This is a genomic window from Haladaptatus sp. AB643 (genome assembly GCF_024136975.1).
GTDB lineage: Archaea > Halobacteriota > Halobacteria > Halobacteriales > Haladaptataceae > Haladaptatus.
Genome location: NZ_JAMYJW010000002.1, coordinates 112,216 through 134,971 on the forward strand (window position 1 = coordinate 112,216; position 22,756 = coordinate 134,971).

The window sequence follows — 22,756 nt, forward strand, 5'->3', positions numbered from 1 at the left end:
GTTTACCGGAGGTTCCCTGCCGCCTTTCTGGCGAGGCCGCCCGGACGAGACGGGGATTATTGCCGTTCAATTGCAGTATCTACAACATCGTCTATATAATCTCCCATCTCGTTCTGGATAATCGGAATAATTGTTAATGCCGCCCATTTACGACTATGGGACGGACGTACGGCCCTCCGGGTCGGCGTAACGACCACTTCCATGCAAACGACACGAATCGCAGTCATCGGTGGCGGAATCGTCGGTTCGAGCGTCGCGTATCACCTTGGCGGGACGGCCGACGCGGACGTGACGGTCTTCGAACAAGGCAAACTCGCGGACGAGACGACGGCCGCCTCGGGCGCGTTCTGCGGTCTCTGGGGCGATGAATCGCCGGAATATCGTCTCCTCAAGGCGTACGGCGTTCGCCTCTACAACGAGTTCCTCGCAGCTCCGCAGGCGAACTCGTCGTACACGCTCGCGCCCCGCCTTGGAATCGCTTCAACACCGGAGAAGGCCCAAGAGCTGAGAGCCGAGGCCCGCGAGTACGCTTCCGGGCCGGTCGAGTTTGTCCCCGGCGATGAACTCGACGCGGAACTCCTCCACCCGGGACTGGATACATCCACTGTCGAGGGCGCACTCTTCCGTCCGAACATCGGATTTCTCGACGCGACCGAACTCGCCGCGGAGTTCGTCGCACGGGCGCGAGATCGAGGCGTGACCTTCGAGACGGGTACTAACGTCGAGGACGTGACGGCGAATGACGGCTCCGTGACGGGTCTGGTTGCCGACGGCGACTACCGCGAGTTCGACGCCGTCGTCGCCGCGGCCGGACCGTGGAACACCCACGTCGCGGGATTGGTCGACCTCGAACTCCCGATTCGACACACCCTCGGCCCGATTCTCGTTTTCGATCCGCCCGCAGACGTCCCCTACGACACGTTCAGCGTCAAACACGCCGAGAGCGGCGTCTATTTCCGCCAGCAACCCGACGGAACCGTCTTCGCGGGCCACTATCCCGGCGGCTACGACGAGGCCGGACGCGACATCGACCCCACCGACGCGCCGACTGCGGTTCCCGCGGACCTCCGCGAGAAGATTCGGCGCGTGGTCGAGACGTACTTTCCGTGGACCGAGGGAGCACGCATTGCGGACGAGTGGGTCGGCGTGCGCTCGCTGACACCCGACGGCGGCGCGATTGCCGGTTGGACCGAGGTAGACGGCTTCTACGTTACGGGGTTCAACGCCGCCGGTATCCAACTCGCACCGGTCATCGGACACGTCGTCGCAGAACAACTCCTTCGCGGAAATCCGACGGAATACTACGACGCGGTTCGGCTCTCGCGGTTCGATGGCTTCACCGACGTGTTTCGCGAGTGAGTGGCGTGGGGTGATCACCCTGAACGGCCTGATTGCTCTCTCCTGCCGCTCACTCGACCAACCGACTCACTGCGTCGGAAACGACTTGTGCGGTCTCGACTACCCCGTCCAGTTGGACGTACTCGCCCGTTCCGTGGACGTTCGCGCCGCTGGGTCCGACGATGACGGTCGGAATCCCGGCGCGGCCGCCGAGGTGGTTGAAGTCACCGATACTGGAGAAGTAGCCCACGTCGGGATCGGTGTCGAACAGCGTGCGGATGCTCTCGAAGAACGGTCGCACGAGCGGGTCGTTCTCGTCGGTCACGTAGGGTTGGAAGTACATATCCGGCTCCGGCGTCTCCCGAAGTGAAACGTCCACGTCGCTCTCCAAGTCGAGGCTGGCGACGAGTTGCTCCGCGTCCGCGAGGACGGATTCGGCCGTCTCGCCGGGCACGACGTGACGGTCGATCTCCATCACACAGCGGTTGGGGACCGAGAGCGGTTCGCCTCCACCCTCGATGGAGAGCAGGCAGACGGAACCGGAACCGAGTTTCGGATGCTGGCCGAGTTCCAACCCTTCGAAGGCCGTTGCGAGACGCGCGGCGTCGAGCGCAGCGTTCACCCCCATGTCCGGTTGTGATCCGTGTGCGGCCGTTCCGGTGACAGTCACCTCGTAGAGAAAGCGGCCACGAGCGCCGAGGACGATGGCCGGGTTCTCGATGTCCTGTTGGGTGATGGTCGGCGCGGGTTCGGTGACGACGGCGAGGTCACAGTCGTCGGTGAGACCGTCTCGAATCGTCGCGTCGGTTCCGAGGCCGAACGGCCCCTCTTCGTCCACGACGGTCGTGAGAATCACGTCGCCGCGGAGGTTGCGCTTCGAGAGGTTCTCGAAGGCGACGAGGAGCGAAGCGAGGCCGCCTTTCATGTCGCACGCGCCCTGTCCGTACAGTTTACCGTCCTCGATGCGGCCCGAACATGGATCTTCGGTCCAACCGTCGACGTGCTGGACGGTGTCCATATGCCCGTTCAGGAGGACCGTCGGCGCGTCGGGGTCGGTGCCTTCCAGGCGGGCGACGACGTTGTTCCCCTCGAAGTCGGTGATTTCTGGCTCCGAGACGGCGTGGTACTCCGGGTCGAGGCCGCGTTGGTCCAACCAGTCGTAGATGTACGCAGCGATCTCTTCTTCCTCGAAGAACGGGCTCGGAATCCGAACCATGTCCCGGAGCAACTCGACCGTCTCGTCGGGATCTATCTCGTCAACGATACCGGCGGAAGTCTCGGATGTCGTATCAGAGGACATGGCGGGAGAATTACTCCAGCGCCTCCGCGAGCGCCTCGCCGAAGAGTTCGATACCGACCGTCGCCTGTTCCTTCGTGATGGTAAGCGGCGGCGCGAATCTGACCGTGCTCTGGCCGCACGGGAGGATCATCAGACCGTGTCGCCAAGCGGTGTGCATGACCGCTTCCGAGAGGTCGCCGTCGGGTTTCCCCGTCTCGGGGTCGACGAATTCGGCACCGATCATCAAGCCGAGGCCGCGCACCTCCGCTATTTGCGGGAACTCCTCCGCGAGCGCGTCGAGTTCGCCCATCAGGTGTGCACCGACCTCGGTCGCGTTGTCCAGGAGGTTCTCGTCGTCGATGACGTCGATAACGGCGTTCGCGGCCGCAGCGGCCACGGGATTCCCGTGGTACGTGCTCGCGTGCGTTCCCGCGCCCCACGTCATCACCGTTTCTTTGGCGACCATCGCGGACATCGGGAGACCGTTGGCGATGCCCTTCCCCATCAGGGTAATGTCGGGTTCGACGCCCCAGTTGTCCATCCCGAACCATTCGCCGGTGCGGCCGAATCCCGATTGCACTTCGTCGGCGATGAGGAGAATCCCGTGGTCATCCGCGAACTCGCGGAGGCGCTCGTGGAATCCCTCCGGTGGCACGACGTAGCCTCCCTCGCCCTGTACGGGTTCGACGACGATAGCCGCGATTTCGTCTACGGGGACACGAGTCCGAATCAGGTCCTCGAAGGCGTCGAACGTCGCTTTTATCGCGGCCTCGTCGCTACCGTACTTTCCGGGTTTCGGGTACGGAATGTGGTCCACACCGGGGACGAGCGGGCCGAAACCGCGCTTGTACTTCGTCTTGCTCGCGGTGAGCGAAAGCGCGCCCATCGTCCGCCCGTGGAACCCGCCTTCGAAGGCGACGAATCGGTGGCGGCCCGTGTGATGCCGTGCGAGTTTCATCCCTGCTTCGACCGCCTCCGTACCGCTGTTGCCGAAGAACACCTTCTTCGGGGAGTTACCGGGAGCGATCACTTCGAGCCGTTCGGCCAGTCGCGTCGGCTCCGGGGAGTAGTAGTCGCAGAACGCCGGGTGGACCAGCGAATCGAGTTGGTTCTTCGCCGCCTCCACGACCTTCGGGTGTCGATGGCCGACGTTCGTCACCGCGATACCGCTGGCGAAGTCCCAAAAGCGGTTGCCGTCCACGTCGGTCACGTTCAGTCCCTGCGCACTCTCGACGGCGAGCGGGTACGCCCGCGGCGAACTCGGCGAGACGACCTCGCCGTCCGCCTCGACGAGTCGTTTCGCCTTCTTTCCCGGCAGGTCCGTCACGATGTTTGGTCCCGCTACCGACCGATTGTCTTGCTTGCTCATGGCACGGGGTCTGTTGTGCTGAGTATTAAATTATAGGGAAAAAATTGCATCAGTTCGGAATATGCGCGACTATTATTGGTCTGAATTGTCGCATGCGGACCGCGCGCGGATGGACAACGGTCATCGTACCATAGGGTCCAGTGAGCCCCGGACGCGACCGCCGTCCACGACCCCTGCTCGACAATTATCGATGAAAGCTCAACAAATTGGAAAGCACTTATATACTCTATTCATCTTACTACAACCATGGCCGACGTGAACCTCGATGAGAAAGATTTCGAGATACTCCGCTGGTTGGATCGAGAAGGCGACGTTGACGTGGACGTAGAGGAACTGAGCGACAAACTCGGGATCAGTCCCTCGACGGTCTACTACCGAATAGAGAAGTACCGCGAGCGGGGCATCGTCACGGGGGAGGTACCGCATATGGACCGGAAGAAACTCGGACTGAATCTCACCGTTATCAGCGAAATCAAGAGCGAGTACGGCCCCGGATACGACGATATTGGCGAGCGTCTCTCCAACATCTCCGGCGTCCAGACGGCGTACTTCATGGTCGGTGAGAAGTCGTTCATCCTCATCGCTCACCTCCGCGACCACGACCACCTCCAGCAGTTCATCGACGACATCATCCACACCGACGGAGTCTCCCACTCGGCTACGAACATCGTCCTCAAGACGTTCAAGGACGAACCCCGCCTCCTCGTCAACTACGACGACGAGGACCTCGAAGCCCTCCGTTCCTGAGCCTCGACGGTCGTTCGACAAGTGCCATTCGCGACCGACTTCGAATCTCCCCTCTCCTCCGTTCTCATCCTCACCTTCTTTCTCATCCTCACTTGTCCTCTTCACACACACACCGGATTCCTCTCGATCCCGCATCCATTCTACCGCCACGTAGAATGCCAACACATACCATATATTGCACTATAGTCAAAATATACCGGTCTGAATTGTAATTGGTTCCGCGAGGGGAAGATAAAAATAGGATCGCTACAAATCAGGACAGAGATGACGAAGGTAACAGATTTGACGAACGCGATCTCGGGTGCTGTCGACGGCGGGGATAGCGTCTACCTCGGTGGGTTCACGCACCTCATCCCCTTCGCTGCGGGCCACGAGATTATCAGACAGGGGTACGAGGACCTCCACCTCATGCGGGCGACGCCTGACCTCGTCTTCGACCAGATGATTGCCGCCGGATGCGCCTCGGCAGTCACCTTCTCGTGGGCGGGCAACCCCGGCGTCGGGAGTCTTCGAGCGTTCCGTCGCGCAGTCGAGGACGGCGTCCCGAACGAGATAACCATCGACGAGTACTCGCACTTCGGCCTCGTCTCGCGTCTGTTCGCTGGCGCGCGTGACATGCCGTTCGTTCCCCTTCGGAGCCTCGTCGGGTCGAGTCTCCCGGAGCACAACGACAATATCCGAACCGTTCAGAACCCGTTCGCCCCCGACGAACAGGTCTGTGTCGTCCCACCGTTGAACCCTGACGTGTCCATCGTCCGGGGGCAGCGCGCGAGTCCCGAGGGCGACGCGCACCTCTGGGGAATAACTGGCGACGTGGTCGACGCGGCCTTTGCCGCCGACACGGTCGTTCTCTGCGTCGAGGAAATCGTGGACGCCGAGACGCTCCGAAGCGACCCCAATCGGACCGAAATTCCGGGGACCGTCGTCGACTACGTGGTCGAAGCACCCTACGGATCGCACCCCTCCTACACGCAGGGATATTACGGCCGCGACAACGCCGCGTACCTCGACTGGAACGAGATGTCGAAGACGCACGAGACCACCCAGGAATGGCTCGACGAGTGGGTCTACGGCGTCGAAGACCGTCGTGAATACGTCGAGAAACTCGGTGCCGAGCGCCTCCTCGACCTCGAACCGACCCACGACTACGCCGAACCCATCGACATGGGGCGATACGCATGAGCGACCTCGACTACACCGATACGGAACAGATGATAACGCGCGCGGCGCTCGAACTGCAGAACGACGACACCGTCCTCGTGGGCGTCGGCGTCCCGAACCTCGCGTGTAACCTCGCCAAGCGGACGCACGCGCCGGACCTCCAGATGATATACGAATCGGGGACCGTCGATTCGAACCCCGACGCGCTCCCGCTCTCCATCGGTGACCCGGTTCTCGCAACGGGCGCGCGAAGCATCGTTCCGATGTACGAGGGCTTCAGTCGCTATCTTCAGGCCGGACGCATCGACGTGGGATTCCTCGGCGGTGCACAGATCGACAAACGCGGTAACATCAACTCGACCGTCATCGGCGACTACGACGACCCGAAGGTTCGGCTTCCGGGTAGCGGTGGGGCCTGTGAAATCTCCAGTAACGCCCATCGGACACTCATCATCGCACCCCACCAGAAGCGCCGATTCCCCGAGGAGGTCGATTTCGTCACCTCGCCGGGGTACATCGAAGGACGCGAGGGCCGCGAGGAGATGGGCCTCCGTGGCGGCCCCGAGGCGGTCATCACCGACAAGGCCGTGATGAAATTCGACGACAGCGGGGAGATGTACGTGGAAACGCTGCACCTCGGCGTCACCCGCGACGAGGTACAGGAGGCGACCGGTTGGGAGGTCCAGTTCGCCGACGACGTGACCGAGACGCCGACCCCCGACGACGACGAGATTCGACTCATCCGCGAGGAACTCGACCCCGACGGCATCTACACGGGTGGTGGCGACTAGTGCGTGACGTGGCACTCGTCGGCGCGGGACAGAGTCCCTACGGGGAACACCCCAACGCTGGCATCAAGGAACTGTTCGAATCGGCCTACGACGCGATGGTCGAGTCGTCGACCACGGATTCGAGGCTGACGACCTCGACGGAGCCTACGTCGGCAGTCTCGGCGTCGGCGGCTACCAACTCGGCATCACGGGCGCGTCGCTGACGTCGCACCTCGGACTGACGGGGGTGTCGGTCCAGCGCGTCGAAAACGCCTGCGCCTCCGGCGGTTTCGCCCTGCTCGACGCGGTTCACGCCGTCGGGTCGGGCGCGAGCGACGCCGTCCTCGCGGGCGGCGTCGAGAAGATGCTGGACCTCAGCGGCGACCGATCGAAGTACTGGCTGGGCGTCAGCGGCGACACCGAGTACGAGCGTCTCGCGGGCATGACGTTCGCGGGCGTCTACGCCATCGCCGCCCGGCGATACCTCCACGAGACGGACGCCGAACACGAACACCTCTCGAAGGTCGCGGTCAAGAACCACGAGAACGGTGCGGTGAACCCCAAAGCCCAGTTCCAACGGGAAGTCTCGCTGGAGAAGGCACAGGGTGCGCCGGAAATCGCCGACCCGCTGAACCTCTACGACGCCTGCCCGACGACCGACGGCGCGGCCTGCGCGATGGTCGTCCCGGCCGACGAGGCGCACGAGTACACCGACGACCCGGTGTACATCACCGGATTCGGCGGCGGCAGCGACCATCTCGCGCTCCACGACCGGGACACCATCACGTCGCTCTCGGCGGTCCGCGAGGCGGCCGACGCGGCCTACGACCGCGCGGGGAGAACCGCCGACGACATCGACCTCGCGGAGGTCCACGATTGCTTCACCATCGCGGAACTCCTCGCGTACGAGGACCTCGGATTCGCCGACCGCGGCGAGGGATGGCGACTCATCGACGAGGGTCGGACGCGACGGGACGGCGACCTGCCCGTCAACACGAGCGGCGGGCTAAAGTCGAAGGGTCACCCCCTGGGCGCGACCGGTATCGGACAGGTCGTGGAGGTGTTCGACCAACTCCGCGGCGACGCGGGCGAACGACAGGTCGATGGCAGCGTCGCCCTCTCGCACAACGTCGGCGGGTCCGGCGGTGCGGCGACCGTCTTCATCTACGAGGTGGACGCATGAGCGTCGGCATAACCGACTACGCCGTCTCGCTTCCGTCCTACCACGTCACCGCTGAAACGTACGAGGAGGCGTGGGGACGATTCGCCGCGAGAATCGACCGCAAGACGGTCCTCTCCTACGACGAAGACGCCATCACGATGGCCACGGAGTCTGGGCGAGCGGTCGACGTAGAGGGCACGGAGACGCTCGCGTTCGCCACCACGTCGAATCCGCAGTCGGGGTCGTTGGTGAGTGGACCGCTCTCGCGGGCGCTCGGTATCGACGGGGCATGCCGGACACTGGAGTTCGGCAACTCGTGGAAGGCGGGCCTCGAAGCACTCGACGTCGGACTCTCGTTCGGGTCGTCCCTCGTAGTCGCATCCGATACGCCCGACGCTCCGCGAGACGAGGACGCCGAGCACGTCCTCGGTGCCGGGTCCGCGGCGTTCGTCGTCGGTGACGACCCGCTCGCGGTCCGCGTCGGAAGCGCCCACTACGTGGACGCCTACCTCCCGGCGAAGTTCCGAACGGACGGGCAGGTGACCGACCTCTCGCTCGGCGGGTACACGACGGACGGCTTCGTGGAAGCGCTCTCGGTCGTCGTGGACGACGCCCTCGCTGAGGCGAACTGCGCGGCCGAGGATATCGACCACGCGGTGTTCCCGCAGGACGACGTGAAGATGTCATGGCGCGGTGGCGCTCGACTCGGATTCGACGCCGACCAGATGAGTGCCGGATTCGTCGTCAAGCGCATGGGATTCGCGGGCGTCGCCTCGCCCCTCGTCGGTCTCTCCGCGGCCCTCGACGCCGCGGAATCGGGTTCCAGAATCCTCGTCGCGGGGTATGGGTACGGCCACGGTGCAAGTGCGTTCGTCTTCGAGACGACCGACAGGGTCGAAGAAGATGGCGCGTCGGCTGGCGTCGGTGCCTCGCTCGATGCGACCGAGAAGTTGAGTTACGCCGAGTACGCGCGATTGCAGGAGGTGTCGAACTGATGGGTGCACACATCTCGATTCCGATGTACGAGCGAACCGTGGGGCAACGATTGGCGTTCGAGGGCGAACGCTGTACCGACTGCGGGACCGTCGTGTTCCCCCCGAAGGGAGCCTGTCCCGATTGCCGAAGCGACGCGTTCGAGGCGGCCGACCTCTCGGGAGAGGGCATCATCTACTCCTACACCGTCCTCTCGCCGGGTGGTGCGCCCCCGGAGTTCGCCGGGCAGGCGCAGGCGGAGGGGCGGTACGTCGTCGCCATCGTCGAACTCGACGAGGGGCCGCGAATCACCGCACAGGTCACGGATGTCGACCCTACCGAGGTGGCGGTCGGTATGCCCGTCTCGGGTCGCATTCGCCGAATCTACGAGGAGGAGGGAGTCGTCAGATACGGGTTCAAGTTCGTCCCCGCGACGGAGTGACTCGCGTGGGGTGAGTACGCGATACTCGGGTCGTCGGTCGATCGTTCCGAACTACGCCACCGTCTCACCCACTCATTCATCTCCGAGCTAACAAACACCCTCCAAATTAGAATCATCACAAAATAACTTCGTCAATTTTGGTATCTAGTTAGTTTTATTAGCGCTCGATCCAAGGTGCATGACGAACGAGGACAACCATCATGGAATTGGAACACTACACCGACTCGATTCAGGAGAATCATCAGCAAGCGAGCGAGGAAGCCCAGTCGTTCGGATCGTTCGAAGCGTGGATCGGTGGGTCGTCCCGCCCGGCGGAAAGCGGCGAGACGTTCGAGACGCGCGACCCCGTCGTGGACGAACCCATCCTCTCGGTCCCTCGCTGCGACGACGTCGACGTGAACGCGGCCGTCGATGCCGCACAGGACGCCTTCGAGAGCGAGTGGGGCAACGCGACGCCCGCGGAGCGGTCCGAAACCCTCCTCGAATGGGTGTCGGTGCTCCGCGATCACCTCGAAGAACTCGCGCTCCTCGAAAGCCTCGACGTGGGGAAGCCGCTGTCGTACGCAAAAGGAGAGATCACGAAGGGAATCGACTTCATCGAATACTACGCGAACATCTGTCGCGCCGAGGGCGGCAAGCAGATTGCGGCGGCAAACGACGCACACATCTACACCCGCCGTGAGCCCTACGGCGTCGTCGGATGCGTCACGCCGTGGAACTACCCCCTCGTCCTCACCTCCTGGAAGATCGGTCCGGCGCTCGCCGCTGGCAACGCCGTCGTGTTGAAACCCGCCGAGCAGAGTCCGCTCACGGCGCTCCGAATCGCCGAACTCTCCGAGGGTGTTCTGCCCAACGGCGTCTTCAACGTCGTCCCCGGATTCGGAGAAGAGGCGGGCGCGCCCCTCACGGGTCACCCCGACGTGCAGAAGGTTTCGTTCACCGGCGAGGACGTGACCGGCGAGGATGTGATGAAGTCGGCCGCCTCGAACATCACGCCCGTCACGCTGGAACTCGGTGGCAAGTCGCCGTTCGTCGTCTTCCCCGACGCGGACATCGAGCAGGCCGCCGAGACCGTCGCCGGGAGCATCACGTACAACACCGGCCAGTCGTGTGACGCCTGTTCACGCGCGCTCGTCCACGAGGACGTCCGTGACGAGTTCGTCGAGAAATTGGTCGAGGAGATGGAGTCACACACCATCGGTGACACGCTCTCCGAGGGGACCACCTTCGGCCCGCTCGTTTCCGAAGCGCAGTACGAGAAGGTGAACTCGTACCTCGAACTCGGCGTCGAAGAAGGTGCGACCCTCGCGACGGGCGGAAACGCCGTCGAAGCCGAGGGCACCGACGACGGTTGGTTCGTCGAACCCGCCGTCTTCGTGGACGCCGACAACGACATGCGAATCGCTCAAGAGGAGATATTCGGTCCGGTCGAGACGGTCATCACCTTCAGCGATTACGACGAGGCCATCGAACTCGCCAACGACGTGGAGTTCGGCCTCGCCGCGGGCGTGGCGACGGAGAACGGTTCGCTCGCCCACCGCGCGGCCGCCGACATCGACGCGGGAAGCGTCTGGGTCAACAAGTTCTACGGACGCACCGTCACCGGTAGCCCGTTCGGCGGGTTCAAACGCTCCGGCATGGGCCGCGAGTGCTCCCGCGACACGCTCAACGCCTACACCCAAGAGAAGACGGTCCACATTCCCATCGAGCAGGAACCGACGCTCTGAATCCGCCGTCGATTCTGGCCTCCCGACCATTCCATTCATACCGACCCCGAGACGCGAGTCCATCCGACGCCATTTTTATATCGACCAGAGTCGTTTGTAACCTCTCCAAAATTCGGTTTTCTTAGTAAGACTTATTTCACCTTAGAGTGCAGTCAATCGTTATAGATGGCACATCAGAACCACATATTCTACAAATGGGGTGGTGGTATCGAGCCCAACCTGCCGAGGGTCGACTACGCCACCGACGAGTTCCTCGTGACCGAAGACGGCGAGAGACTCATCGACGCCGCGTCGGGCGCGGCGGTGACTAATCTCGGCCACTCGGTTCCAGGCATCGATCGGATATTCGAGTCACAGTCGTCGGAAGTCTCGTATCTCAGTCTGTCTCACTTCTCCCACGATGCACCCGAAAGGCTCGCGCGCACGCTCGCGACGCGCTCTCCCGGGGATCTCTCCAAAGTGTTCTACACGAACTCGGGGAGCGAGGCGAACGAAGCGGCGTTCAAACTCGCACGAGAGTACTTCCGTTCGTGCGGGAAGACCGAGAAATCCGTCGTGATCTCCCGCTGGCAGTCGTATCACGGCGCGACGTTCGGGGCGCTGTCCGCGACCGGGAACACGCTTCGACGGCGTGGCTATGAATCGTTCCTGGCCGACTGGGAGCATATCTCGCCCGCGTACCCGTACCGGTGGCCGTTCGAGGGGACGCCCGAAGAGCAGGCCCGCGCCGCCGCGCGTGAACTCGAAACGGCGATTCGCCAACGTGGTCCCGAGACGGTCGCCGCCTTCATCGCCGAACCGGTCGGCGGCGCCAGCATCCCCGCGGCCGCACCGCACCCCGTTTACTACGAGGAGGTCCGCGACATCTGCGACGAGTACGACGTGCTCTTCATCGCGGACGAGGTGATGACCGGATTCGGCCGAACCGGGCCGCTGTTCGCCATGGAACACTACGGCGTCGTTCCCGACATGATGACGCTCGGAAAGGGCCTCACCAGCGGCTACACGCCGATGAGTGCCGTGCTCGTCCGTGACCACGTCGCCGAGGAGTTCACCCACGACGGCGTCTCGTTCTCCCACGGCCACACGTTCGCCGGGAACCCGTTGTCCGCGGCCGTGGCGAGCTTCGTCGTGGACAAGTATACGGACGACGTGCTCGAACAGGGTCGCACCCGTGGCCGCCAACTCGTCTCCGAACTCGACACGCTCCGAGACCACCCGATGGTCGGCGACTTCCGTGCGATGGGGCCGATGGTCGGACTGGAATTCGTCGCCGATACGGAGACGAAAGAGCCCTTCGACCCCTCCTCGAAGGTGTACAAACGGATCTACGACGCGGCACTCGACCGCGGCGTCTACACGTACCCAGGAAAGGGGTCAGTCGATGGGCTGGCGGGCGACCACCTGCTGCTCGCTCCGCCGCTGACACTCAGTGAGACCTCGGTCTCTCGAATCGCCGACGCCGTTATCGATTCAGTCGAGTCAGTCTACCGCCGCATCAAGCCGGAGGTGACCACCTGATGGTGAAGCATGAAGGGAACGTGACCTCGGAGCCTGAATCCCACGCCGAACCCGAATCCGAGACGGCACTCGACACGGCCCGACGACAACTGGAACGGGTTGCGGGACTCGTGGACGTGAACCCGGGTATCGTCGAGCGATTGATGCACCCGACGAAGGTGCAACGTGTGACGGTCCCCGCTGAAGTGCGACGACGGCTCCGTCGAGGTCTATACCGGTTACCGCTCCCAACACGACGACGTTCGCGGCCGCCGAGATCCTCGAATCGAAGGGCGTCGCCGTCGTTCCCGACATCCTCGCCAACGCGGGCGGTGTGACCGTTTCGTACTTCGAGTGGCTCCAGAACATCAACCGTCGGTCGTGGTCGCTCGAACGCGTGAACGACGAACTGGAGACGGCGATGCTCCGCGCGTGGGACGACGTGTCCGACGCCAAATCGGCGTTGAACGTGACGTGGCGAGACGCCGCCTACGTGGTCGCCCTCTCCCGAATCGGCGAGGCCAAAGAGTCCCGTGGATTGTGGCCCTGATTCGGATGGGTGAACGGTAGTGACGAGGATCGAACCGTTTCGAACGGTCAGGTCCCCGACCACACGCCTCGAAACCGCCAACTCGTCGTGAACCTCAGTTCGAGATCAGTCCTTCCGTAGTTCGTCGAGGGCGATGATCACGTACAGCGCTCCGATCAAGCGGGTACCGAAGTAGACCCACGGTTTCCACCGACAGTCGTTGGCATCGGTGTACGCGAGTTTGGTCCCATAGTCGACGTAGGCACGTGGGAACGCCAGCGCAAGAAGTCCGATAACACCGAGGAACTGCTTGAACGCGGCGTACGAGCGGTCGCTTCGCCACATGGTAATCAAGAAGACGAGTCCTTCGACCCGCGCACCAGGAACGACCCATGGCCGCAGTTCACAGTCGTCGGGATTATCGAGTGCGAGGCGCTCCGCCCGATCGATGAGCGCTTCCGGAGACAACAGTTCGACGAGACCGATCGCCGAAAGGAGCATACGGAACATCGTGTGATAGTTAGATACCCAACAAGATAAACTTCATCCGGACACATCGAGGACGGGACTTGCGAGCGTCGTTTCGATATCCTCGCCTCTAGAAATCGGTTCCAGTGACGGGAACACACGCCGAGCTAACCGATGAAGGAGAACGGGAGAAGCGTGGAGAGTTATCAGTTCGTCACTTCCCCCTCTCAAGGATGCAAGACGACTCGGTGTCCTGCGATATGATATCGACCGTTGTACTGGTCAAGGCCGAGTCACCCAGCATCCACGCAATGATGAGAACACGAAGTGGGTAAACATTTTGGCTGATGGATTGAAAAGAACAGTCGGTCGGATGTTACGTGTGTCGGGAGTCGTCCTTGGAATCCTCATCGCGTTTGTGACGGTCGTCGGCTAGCGCTTCGAGTTTCCCCTCGGTCGTCTCAAGAAGACGGTTTCCGATGTCGGCACCGATGGGTCCACCGACGAGTTACGTCTCGCGCTCGGCTTCGAGCGCCCGAAGCGTCTCGTACGCGACGGTTGCGTAGGTCATCGCCGGGCCACCTCCCATGACGACGGCGATCTTCAGCGTCTCGACGATCTCCTCGTGGGTCGCACCGGCCTCCAGCGCGGCATCGATGTGCCAGAGGATGCAAATGATCACAGCGGGTGACGACGCCGATGGCGAGCGACATCAACTCCTTGGTCTTGTGGTCGATAACGGACGTCGCTTCCGAGGACTCGACGAACCCGACGAACTGTTCGAGTTCGGGTGCCTCTTCGATCAGTTCCCCGAGCGATTCTTTGAACTCGGCCAACTCTTCAGATCGTGTCATGAAAATTCAATCGTCATCGGCCTTCATGTCTTTACGGGTCCTATCCTCGTGGACCGCAGATTTATGCCATTTTCTTTAGCATCCAGAGACGATCATCTCGACATCGTGTCGAACTGTTGCTGACTGCAGAACGAATCATGGCAAATTTCCGTTATTTGGTCCACTGCTCGATTTAGAGGACGTCTTCGATACTGTGTGAGAAATACCCACGCATACTATCCCATAGATACATATCCCGGACAAACATCGTATAAATAATCTGGTGTTTTGGTGTCAGAATCGAACCGGGGACAGCGAAGACACAAGCGACAGCAACGGTCGGACCGTTTGTAGAGCTATTTCGGCCGTTATTAGAGACGATTGTCGTTTGTGGAAATGCGATCGGGAGATATGTTGTAATCGTTCTCACGAATGTTCTGAAGAATATAGAACCGGATCTATCGGGATAAAACCGGACATTCTACCAGTAGAAATTTAATGGACAACGGCATACCAGGTAAGCGGTTATACCGGGTCGTCCCTGATCACTCATCACATCACTGGCCCGGGTGGGGGAACGATGAAGAAGTCATTAGTTAATCACATGAAACGGCGGTTGAATCGAGCGGCAGAACAGGAACCGGAAGAACGAGCACGCGCTTTGCTCGACATCAGGTCGGATTTGGAACGCTTCCGAAAGAATCCACATATCGACCGAGAGACACTGGCACAGTTCGAAGAGGATATCGAACGACGACTGACGAAGATAGACGATCACGTTACAGTGGCACAACGAAAGACGGAATCGCCGTCTTTGCCGTCGAGAATCGCTCATCTGATGCGTTCCATCTATCCTTGGTCGGAGGGGTCTTCTCGAACCGACGAAGAAAAGACGAGAGGAAAGTCTTCCTCTTTCAGCGACTGAACGAGCGTTATCAGCGACGAGGAGCACCGTTGTACAACGTTTTCCGGCGAGAATATCGGCAATCTGTATACCGGGTAGGGGTAGACGGGATAGTCTACGGTCCGAAAAGCGGACGATATATTCGGCTATTTATTTCATCATATTCCCAATACAAATTTACATACGCCTTCAAATTAATTCCTTCTTGTGGGAAAAGAAAACAGCGGCGCGAAGGTTGTTATAGCGACAGTGACAGTATTACTGGTCTGTGGCCTAACAGTCGCACTCGTCGTCACACCAGCTACTGCCGAGATAACCGATAGCCAACAAGTGACGGTAACGAACGTCGTCGATGGCGATACCCTCGACGTTCAGTATGCAAACGGGACGACCGATACCGTTCGTTTACTCGGCGTCGACACCCCTGAAACGTACGGTGAAAATACTCCCGATGAGTGGGAGGGCGTTCCAAACACACAGGCCGGAAAAGATTGTCTCCACTCGGAGGGCGAGAATGCAAAAGCGTTCATGAAGAACAACCTCGAAGGGAAACAGATAACGCTCAAATTCGATTCCGAATCGGACCACCGCGGATATTACGGTCGTCTCCTCGCCTACGTTTACTATGGGGGAGCCGATTACAATTACAAACTCGTCCAAAGTGGTCAGGCTCGTGTGTACGATTCGACGTTCACCAAGAGTGACTCGTACTACAGCGCCGAAGCGTCGGCACAGGACGCCGAACAGAACGCATGGGGTTGTCGAAATGTCGGAGACAGCGGTGGGTCAGTGAGTATCTCACGGATCCACGAGGATGCAGCGGGCAACGACAACGACAATCTGAACGACGAATATGTCGTTCTGGAGAATACCGGTACGACATCGATCGACGTAACCGGATGGACCGTCTCGGACGAGTCTGGGAAAACGTACACGTTCTCCAGTTTGACGCTCAGTCCGGGCCAGACGGTCACGCTTCATTCGGGAAGCGGGTCGGATACGAATAGCGATGTTTACTGGGGTCGGTCGGGTGCCGTTTGGAATAACGGCGGCGACACCGTTTCAGTCACCGACAGTGGTGGGACATCGGTAGCGACTAAGGCGTACTAACGACACCTCCTTTTTACGTGATCGGATTCGCTCCCGCCATGGGCAATATTGAAGTCACCTTCTAGTCCTACATCCAACATAACGATACTACGATGAGCAGCCATCCGGAAACCGAACAGCGGATTAGAGAGGCCGCGTTTCGCGCACTAGTCGAACACGGATACGCGGATCTATCGATCAAGGATATCGGTAACGAACTGGGTCAAAATCCCTCCATAATATATCATTATTACGATAGTAAAGACGACCTCCTCCGTTCGATGCTCGACGTCTTCGTCGAGATATTCGTCGGACAGCAAAACGAACAACCGATCACCGATGCGGAGGACGAACTGAGACGGTTCGTGAAACAGATACTACACCCGACGTCAGCACAAGTCGAACGAGCCATATTTTCCCCACCGTCGGACATCGAGACGGCGGTTTCACGGGTTTACGTCGAACTGTGGGCGCACGCGACGTGGGACGATGACTTCCGAAAGGAAACGACGCAAGCAGAGGACAGTCTCCGGACGATGATCACCCGAATACTCCAAGCGGGGATAGAAAGCGGGCAGTTCCAGTCGGTCGATGCGGAACTGACGGCGGACCACATCTGCTTTCTTATCGAACAGGGACTACACACACGGACGACGACGAACCGCGACGACGCCGTCGAACGAGTTCTGACGATCATCGATGGAATCGTAGCGGACATCTCTCGCGAAGACTAATCTCCGCTCTCGCGTGGGCGGTTTGTCATCGATTTCCGTCGAGTCCTCGCTTCGGAATCACGAACGACTTCTGCCCGAATTCGAGAAACCCCCTCTCTCCGAAATAAGGCCCTCTGAGCGCTGTTTGTAGAGGTTCTGCTTTCGCACAACCCGTGTTTCTGCACCCCGGTGTCAGATGGAATGAGAAAAAAGCCTATAATTGATTAATTGGTCAATTAACTCATGCAGTCCACAGATGCGGTCGCGGGAAAGAGCGAACTGCCGGAAGCGATCCGTAGTCGAAACGGACAATTGGAGCCCTTCGAGTGGTACGCTGAAATGCGTCAGCGCTCTCCTGTACACTTCGACGAGCAGCGACAGCAGTGGGACCTCTTTCAGTATGAGGAGGTCAATCACGTGCTCACCGATTACGAGTCGTTTACCGCGAATCGATCAGGCTCCGAGAACGTCACGGACGATGACGGGGCGATGTTTCAGACGATGATCATGGTCGACCCACCGGGACACGAGCGACTACGCGGGTTCGTCAACGAACGATTCCAACCGGGGACGCTCAGAGAGTATCGGCCTCGAATCGAGGAGTTGACCGAAGAAGTATTGGACCAAATCGATGGCAAGGACCGATTCGATTTCGTCGACGAGTTCGCAATTCGGCTTCCGATAACGATCATCGCTGAACTGTTGGGAATTCCTGTCGAACGTCGTGATGAGTTCAAAGAATGGTCGGATGCACTCGTCGCACGTCCCGAGGATGGATCCGAAGCTTCGATCAAACGGAGCCAAGAGCGGACTCAGTGGGCACAACAACAGATGGGCCAGTACTTCGCCCAGTTGCTCGAAGAACGCCAAGACGGAAGCGGGGACGATCTCATTACGCTTGCCGCGACGAGCGAGGAGTTGAGCAGGGGAGAACAGATCGGTTTCTGTATGCTCCTTCTCGTTGCGGGGAATATCACGACGACGAACCTTCTGACGAACGCCCTCTGGTGTTTCGAGGAACGGGGAATGACCGATGCGATTCGAACCGGAGAGATCGATCGAAAACAGGCGATCGAGGAGGTGCTCCGATATCGCTCTCCGATTCAATCGTTGGACCGTGTTGCGTTGGAGGACGTCGAATTGAACGGGCACAAGATTCGGGAAGGAGACGTCGTAACGGCGTGGCTAGGTGCGGCCAACCGTGACCCTGAACTCTTCGATGCTCCCGAAGAGTTCCGTCCCGAGCGACGTCCGAACCGACACATCGCATTCGGAAAGGGTGTCCACTACTGTTTGGGCGCTCCGCTCGCACGAATCGAAGCGGACGTCGCGTTCGAAGTACTGCTCGACCGATTCGAAACGATAGAGGCGGATTTGACGGATCTACAGCCGCTATACAGCCTGTACGGTCTCGAATCGCTCACGTGCACCATCGAGGAATGATCATGAACGGACTAAACGAAAAGACGGCAGTGGTAACGGGAGCAGGATCGGGGATCGGACGCGCGTCGGCACAGCGTCTCGCGAAGGAGGGAGCAAACGTCGTTATCGCGGATGTGGTCGAGGAAACTGGACGTGAAACAGTTGATCTGATCGAAGACGATGGCGGTGACGCGACGTTCGTTGAAATCGATGTTTCCGACGTCGAATCAGTCGAGCGGATGGTCGATATCGCGGTCGATACGTACGGAAGCCTCGATTTCGCGCACAACAACGCGGGAATCCTCACAGCCTTCGTAGAGATGGCAGACATCGAAGAAACAGATTGGGACAAACTCCTCGCGATCAATCTAAAGGGTATTTGGGCGTGCATGAGGGCCGAACTCCCTGTCATGGAAGAGCAGGGAAGCGGAGTAATCGTAAATACAGCTTCCGAGGCGGGACTGGTTGGGATGGGCGGACTCGCTAGTTATTCGGCCAGTAAGCACGGGGTTGTCGGTCTAACCAAAACAGCCGCCCTCGAATATGCTACTCGTGGTATTCGGGTCAATGCAATCGCGCCGGGTCCGACAAAAACGAACATTCAGGCTGGCTCGGTGGGAAGTGGGAGTGACCCGACATCGATGCCGTTCGATACGTCGGCGATGACCGATGTCCCAATGGGACGCGTCGCAGAGCCGGAGGAAATGGCTGGCGTGGTCGCATTCCTCTGTTCGTCCGACGCCTCGTATATCACCGGCCACACACTGCCGGTGGACGGTGGTCAAGCGGCTGACTAAATACTATCAATTTTCCGAATTCGTACTTATTAGAAAAACGATTTGAGGCTGCGTTCGTCGTGATCCGAGAGGAATCGTTCGATGTGTTTCTCACGCCATCCCAGCGGTGACAGTACACTCTCTGCCCCCCGTACTAGCAACTCCCGATAGAAGCCGGAATCATACTCGGTCGGCTCCTCGACCGCCAACGCCACTCGTTCACGCGATTTCTTCGCATCGTCCACCACCACGTACGACACGCTCTGACCCGGCGACCGCGCCAACTCCAACTCGGCCGCTCGCTCCAGTGCCGCCACGCTCCGCGTCGATTGCGTGTACTCCTCCCGATTTTTCGAAACCCGGTTCGTGATCACCAACTCGCTCGGGTCGACCGCGCCACGCTCAAGTCGGTCTATCCACGACCGTAACTCCTCACAAACGGCCTCCGGATCACGATGCTCGTCCACCGCTCGGATCAACGCTTTCTGCGCCTCGTCGATGTACGACGGCGTACTGCGCTGGCGACACTCGATCCCGCGGTACTTGTACTCGTCTTCGCCAGCGACCTTCCCGAAGTACTTCGTCAACGCACCGGCATCCGAATCGCGCAACGGAACGAACGCGATCCAGTCGTAGTGGGCTTCGTGTTCGAGCCGAATCTCCACCTGCTCTGAAATCCGAGTCGCAAGCTGGGACAGCGGCGTCCGTTCTTCGCCTTCGATCGGTGTCACCCACACGCTATCGACGATGCCGTGCACGATCCGCCACCCGTTCGCTTCGAGCACCGCTTTCGTCTCCAACAGGATTTCCCTGGCAAACGCGTTGATCGCCTCGTGGCACTCGATGCGCCCGAACTTCGCGTTCGAAAAGCCCTGATAGCCGAAACACGACACCAAGATCCACTTGATCGCGCTCGATTGGCCCGCCAACTCGTCGCGACGCTCCTCGTTCTCAGTCCCGCGAATCTCGGCTTTGATTCTATCTCGATCCTCGATGAGCGGTTCGAGCACGTCCGGAAGATAGCCCCGCTCGTCACAGATCGAGTAGCCGATTCCCGGCACGTCCTTCCTCCCGGCGTGACATTCACAGCGAATCTTCTCCGGGCTCACGTTCCGCGTGACGATGATGTTCGGATACAACGAGGAGAAGTCGAGTTCGTGGACGTCCTCGTGCAGGCCGACGTCCGGCGCGAAGGTGAATCCACCGCGGTCGGCATCGCGCAATTGGCGCATCGTTTTGAACCGCTCGTGACGCCACGAGTGCCACGGCACGAGCACGTCCCGTTCGCGGGCTTCCCGGATCTGAATCCCGGTCAAAACGTTCCCGATCGACGACCACGCCAGTTCCTGCAGTGGTTTCCCCGACCGCTTCACGAGATACAGACAGCCATCGAGGTTCGTCTGATTCCACATGAACGTGTTCGAACCGTCGATGATCGCCCGACCGGGCAGGTTGTAGCGTGCCGGTGAGTGGCCGACTCGTCCGTAGCTCTCGTACGTCGATTCACCCGCCAACTGCTGCCACCCCGGCCGTCGTCCGAGCTGAAACGCCACGTCGAGCCGCTCGGCCTGCCCAAAGAGGACGGGAACGAGGTCGCTGGTATTCAGGAAGAGAACGTCCGGATCGGCCCGTTCGACGCGGGCCGACAGCGTGGCCACCACGTCCGCACCGCTTCCGGTTACCGTCTCGTCGTCGATCGTGAGTTCCGTGACGGTTCCGCTCGCGAGTTCCGTCTCCGCGACGGCGATTCGCATCCGCGAGAGTTCGTGCTCCGGAAGCGGGTCGATTCCCGCTTCGAGACAGTAGCGAAACTCCCGCGAGAAGTCGACGTTGTAACATCGGTACTCGCCGGGCGAACCCCACTTGCTCACCGTTCGGGCCACCGAGTCGACTGCTGTGAGGTCGACCACATCCACCCGAAGTACGCGCTCGGGATCGTTTCGGAAGCTCACGCGTCGATCGACGACGGCAACCTCCACGACGGAAGGGAGGTCACGAAGCGCAGCACGTGCCGTGGAAAACTCACCGTCGCCGTGCACCGACACGTAGATCGTCGGCGTGTACGATTCGTCCACTTCGCAGTTCACACCCGACTCGGTTACCGACCAGGTGAGAACGTCGCCGTCGACGTAGTCGATTTTGTACACCATGGCCTCATCCCCGGTCGTTCAAATCGTCCTCGACGTGAGCGAGTCGGTCTTCCAGATCGTCGAGTCGCTTCTGTTGTTCGATCAGCATCGAGACGAGCGCCGGAATCTCGACGAGTTGGTGGTTCAAAAGCCCACTCGCGTCGGCATGGGCACGGGCATACTCGAACAGGCGATCGAAGACGCCCTGGTCGGCGCGTCGGAGTGCCCGTCGGTAGTCACCCCATCGGGACTCCGTCGCCCGGAGCAACTCACGATACGTCGAGTTAGTGCGCCCCATTCGCACGCACCTCCGGTGGAACGTCGGCATCGACCATCGCCGGATGCCGATCCGCCAGGACGCGTTTCCAATACGCGAGCGTCGTCTGCACCATTCCATTCTCCAGGGGGTAAACCAACGTCTCGTACTCATCGCCCGTGAACCGTGGTCCGAACCGCGTTCGCTCACACCGGACCGTCCGATCCGCAATCTCGCGAATCGGTGCCGAGAGCGCATCGTCCGCATGCAAGGTCACGAGTATCGGATTCTCGAACGTCTCGGCGAGCGCTTCGATCCGTTCGGCCGCGGCCGAGAGCATGCGTTCGTCCGCTCCTCGGGGGAGGTCCTCCGACCGATAGAACCAGTCGACGGCGGGGAGGACGGCGATCGACGTTTCGTCCGTGAGTTCGCCAGCGAGGTCCCGCACGAGACTCAGGTGTTGCCACGGCGTGAATGCCCGAGCGATGTGAATCCGGTCGAGGACACGCATCGACGGGGTGACTTGGGTGAGCGAGCGCGTCGTTCCGTGACCACGAGCGTCGACCCAAACGGCCGACCCCTGATCGAGGAGCAGTCGGTCGAGCACGAGCGAGTGGAGCGGACCGGTCGTTCGTTCGTCCGTAGTGAGCATTGTGACTCCGGAGTCGAGCGACGGGAGTTCCGGCGGAGTATCGGATATCATCACGGATGCTACATCGACCGACTATCGGATAGGCAAGCCAGGGTCGGTTCCGAATGTTCCGATACCGGAACGACCGACGTCACCGAGTCCCCGTGATCGTTGTACCGAACATCGAAACGTGACGGGAATACCCCCCACAACGAGTGATGGTGTAGACGAAGGACCCCGATGAAGAGGGCGGTCTGTGAGAACGATACGTCACGGAATATCGGGCGGATCAAAATCCGCCAGTTCGCTCGTGAAAATCGAGGACGGCGGGATGATGCCGGGTGGTTCGACCGGTAAGGTTGAAACGAGCGCTCCACCACCCATCGAACCGGTTCCGCGGAGCAATAGATGGGGTACCACTGCCGAGGATACCACGGCAGGACACGAACCCGAATCGTCATCCCCCCTCGAAGGAGGGACCGCGGCTTCGAGATTCGGGACGATTCCACGGTTTCCGATTCCGACTTCCGAAAGACCGG

The 22,756-nt window shown here is 60.5% G+C and carries 20 protein-coding genes and 2 pseudogenes; 15 read left to right on the plus strand and 7 right to left on the minus strand.

Annotated features, from left to right (window positions below):
* Positions 1–201 precede the first annotated feature (201 nt).
* Positions 202–1,359, plus strand: a complete 1,158-nt coding sequence (locus NKF25_RS05405) for an FAD-dependent oxidoreductase (protein WP_253225681.1) — start codon at positions 202–204, stop codon at positions 1,357–1,359.
* A gap of 49 nt (positions 1,360–1,408) precedes the next feature.
* Here NKF25_RS05405 and NKF25_RS05410 read toward each other — a convergent pair whose 3' ends face one another.
* Complete coding sequence (locus NKF25_RS05410; protein WP_253225682.1) at positions 1,409–2,638, minus strand: M20 family metallopeptidase; 1,230 nt, start codon at positions 2,636–2,638, stop codon at positions 1,409–1,411.
* A gap of 10 nt (positions 2,639–2,648) precedes the next feature.
* Entirely contained in the window at positions 2,649–3,986 is a 1,338-nt protein-coding gene (locus tag NKF25_RS05415; RefSeq protein ID WP_253225683.1) for an acetyl ornithine aminotransferase family protein, read from the minus strand.
* 246 nt (positions 3,987–4,232) lie between these two features.
* Between NKF25_RS05415 and NKF25_RS05420 the strand changes: the two genes are divergently transcribed.
* The 10 genes and pseudogenes from NKF25_RS05420 to NKF25_RS05465 form a co-directional block, all read left to right on the plus strand.
* Positions 4,233–4,733, plus strand: coding sequence for an Lrp/AsnC family transcriptional regulator (locus NKF25_RS05420; protein ID WP_253225684.1), 501 nt, complete (start codon positions 4,233–4,235; stop codon positions 4,731–4,733).
* A 264-nt stretch (positions 4,734–4,997) separates the two neighbouring features.
* The gene (locus NKF25_RS05425) at positions 4,998–5,915 is read left to right on the plus strand and encodes a CoA-transferase (protein ID WP_253225685.1); all 918 of its coding nucleotides are present in this window, start codon (positions 4,998–5,000) and stop codon (positions 5,913–5,915) included.
* Entirely contained in the window at positions 5,912–6,685 is a 774-nt protein-coding gene (locus NKF25_RS05430; protein ID WP_253225686.1) for a CoA-transferase, read from the plus strand. Before NKF25_RS05425 ends, NKF25_RS05430 begins: the two co-directional genes overlap by 4 nt.
* Positions 6,685–7,847: pseudogene (locus tag NKF25_RS05435) on the plus strand (thiolase domain-containing protein). Before NKF25_RS05430 ends, NKF25_RS05435 begins: the two are co-directional and overlap by 1 nt.
* On the plus strand, positions 7,844–8,821 hold the full coding sequence (locus NKF25_RS05440; protein WP_253225687.1) for a hypothetical protein: 978 nt from the start codon (positions 7,844–7,846) through the stop codon (positions 8,819–8,821). Before NKF25_RS05435 ends, NKF25_RS05440 begins: the two are co-directional and overlap by 4 nt.
* Positions 8,821–9,240, plus strand: coding sequence for a Zn-ribbon domain-containing OB-fold protein (locus NKF25_RS05445; RefSeq protein WP_253225688.1), 420 nt, complete (start codon positions 8,821–8,823; stop codon positions 9,238–9,240). The genes NKF25_RS05440 and NKF25_RS05445 overlap by 1 nt, the downstream gene beginning before the upstream one ends.
* 200 nt (positions 9,241–9,440) lie before the next feature.
* Entirely contained in the window at positions 9,441–10,967 is a 1,527-nt protein-coding gene (locus tag NKF25_RS05450; RefSeq protein WP_253225689.1) for an aldehyde dehydrogenase family protein, read from the plus strand.
* A gap of 165 nt (positions 10,968–11,132) precedes the next feature.
* Positions 11,133–12,488: an aspartate aminotransferase family protein gene (locus NKF25_RS05455; protein ID WP_253225690.1), complete on the plus strand. Its 1,356-nt coding sequence runs from the start codon at positions 11,133–11,135 to the stop codon at positions 12,486–12,488.
* Positions 12,488–12,805 (plus strand): hypothetical protein, encoded by a 318-nt coding sequence (locus NKF25_RS05460; protein WP_253225691.1) that lies wholly within the window; start codon positions 12,488–12,490, stop codon positions 12,803–12,805. Before NKF25_RS05455 ends, NKF25_RS05460 begins: the two co-directional genes overlap by 1 nt.
* Positions 12,724–13,017: pseudogene (locus tag NKF25_RS05465) on the plus strand (Glu/Leu/Phe/Val dehydrogenase); the annotation flags it as partial. The gene NKF25_RS05460 and the pseudogene NKF25_RS05465, both read left to right, overlap by 82 nt.
* Positions 13,018–13,122: 105 nt before the next feature.
* On the opposite strand, the gene NKF25_RS05470 reads toward NKF25_RS05465, so the two are convergent.
* Together NKF25_RS05470 and NKF25_RS05475 are read right to left on the minus strand one after the other, a co-directional pair.
* Entirely contained in the window at positions 13,123–13,506 is a 384-nt protein-coding gene (locus NKF25_RS05470; protein ID WP_253225692.1) for a hypothetical protein, read from the minus strand.
* Positions 13,507–13,972: 466 nt separating this feature from the next.
* Positions 13,973–14,146, minus strand: a complete 174-nt coding sequence (locus tag NKF25_RS05475) for a carboxymuconolactone decarboxylase family protein (RefSeq protein WP_253225693.1) — start codon at positions 14,144–14,146, stop codon at positions 13,973–13,975.
* A 1,304-nt stretch (positions 14,147–15,450) separates the two neighbouring features.
* Here NKF25_RS05475 and NKF25_RS05480 point away from each other — a divergent pair.
* From NKF25_RS05480 to NKF25_RS05495, 4 genes are all read left to right on the plus strand, one after another.
* Positions 15,451–16,311 carry a lamin tail domain-containing protein gene (locus tag NKF25_RS05480; RefSeq protein WP_253225694.1) on the plus strand — a complete coding sequence of 287 codons (861 nt, stop codon included), beginning with the start codon at positions 15,451–15,453 and terminating at the stop codon, positions 16,309–16,311.
* 92 nt (positions 16,312–16,403) lie between these two features.
* Positions 16,404–17,024 carry a TetR/AcrR family transcriptional regulator gene (locus NKF25_RS05485; RefSeq protein ID WP_253225695.1) on the plus strand — a complete coding sequence of 207 codons (621 nt, stop codon included), beginning with the start codon at positions 16,404–16,406 and terminating at the stop codon, positions 17,022–17,024.
* Between the two features lie 222 nt (positions 17,025–17,246).
* The gene (locus NKF25_RS05490) at positions 17,247–18,446 is read left to right on the plus strand and encodes a cytochrome P450 (protein ID WP_253225696.1); all 1,200 of its coding nucleotides are present in this window, start codon (positions 17,247–17,249) and stop codon (positions 18,444–18,446) included.
* Positions 18,447–18,448: 2 nt separating this feature from the next.
* Positions 18,449–19,222, plus strand: a complete 774-nt coding sequence (locus NKF25_RS05495) for a glucose 1-dehydrogenase (protein ID WP_253225697.1) — start codon at positions 18,449–18,451, stop codon at positions 19,220–19,222.
* 29 nt (positions 19,223–19,251) lie between these two features.
* Here NKF25_RS05495 and NKF25_RS05500 read toward each other — a convergent pair whose 3' ends face one another.
* From NKF25_RS05500 to NKF25_RS05510, 3 genes are read right to left on the minus strand one after another with little or no spacing between them, the layout of a single operon-like run.
* Positions 19,252–21,351: a type B DNA-directed DNA polymerase gene (locus NKF25_RS05500; protein ID WP_253225698.1), complete on the minus strand. Its 2,100-nt coding sequence runs from the start codon at positions 21,349–21,351 to the stop codon at positions 19,252–19,254.
* 4 nt (positions 21,352–21,355) lie between these two features.
* Entirely contained in the window at positions 21,356–21,628 is a 273-nt protein-coding gene (locus NKF25_RS05505) for a hypothetical protein (RefSeq protein ID WP_253225699.1), read from the minus strand.
* Entirely contained in the window at positions 21,615–22,289 is a 675-nt protein-coding gene (locus NKF25_RS05510) for a hypothetical protein (RefSeq protein ID WP_253225700.1), read from the minus strand. The genes NKF25_RS05505 and NKF25_RS05510 overlap by 14 nt, the downstream gene beginning before the upstream one ends.
* Positions 22,290–22,756: the final 467 nt, after the last annotated feature.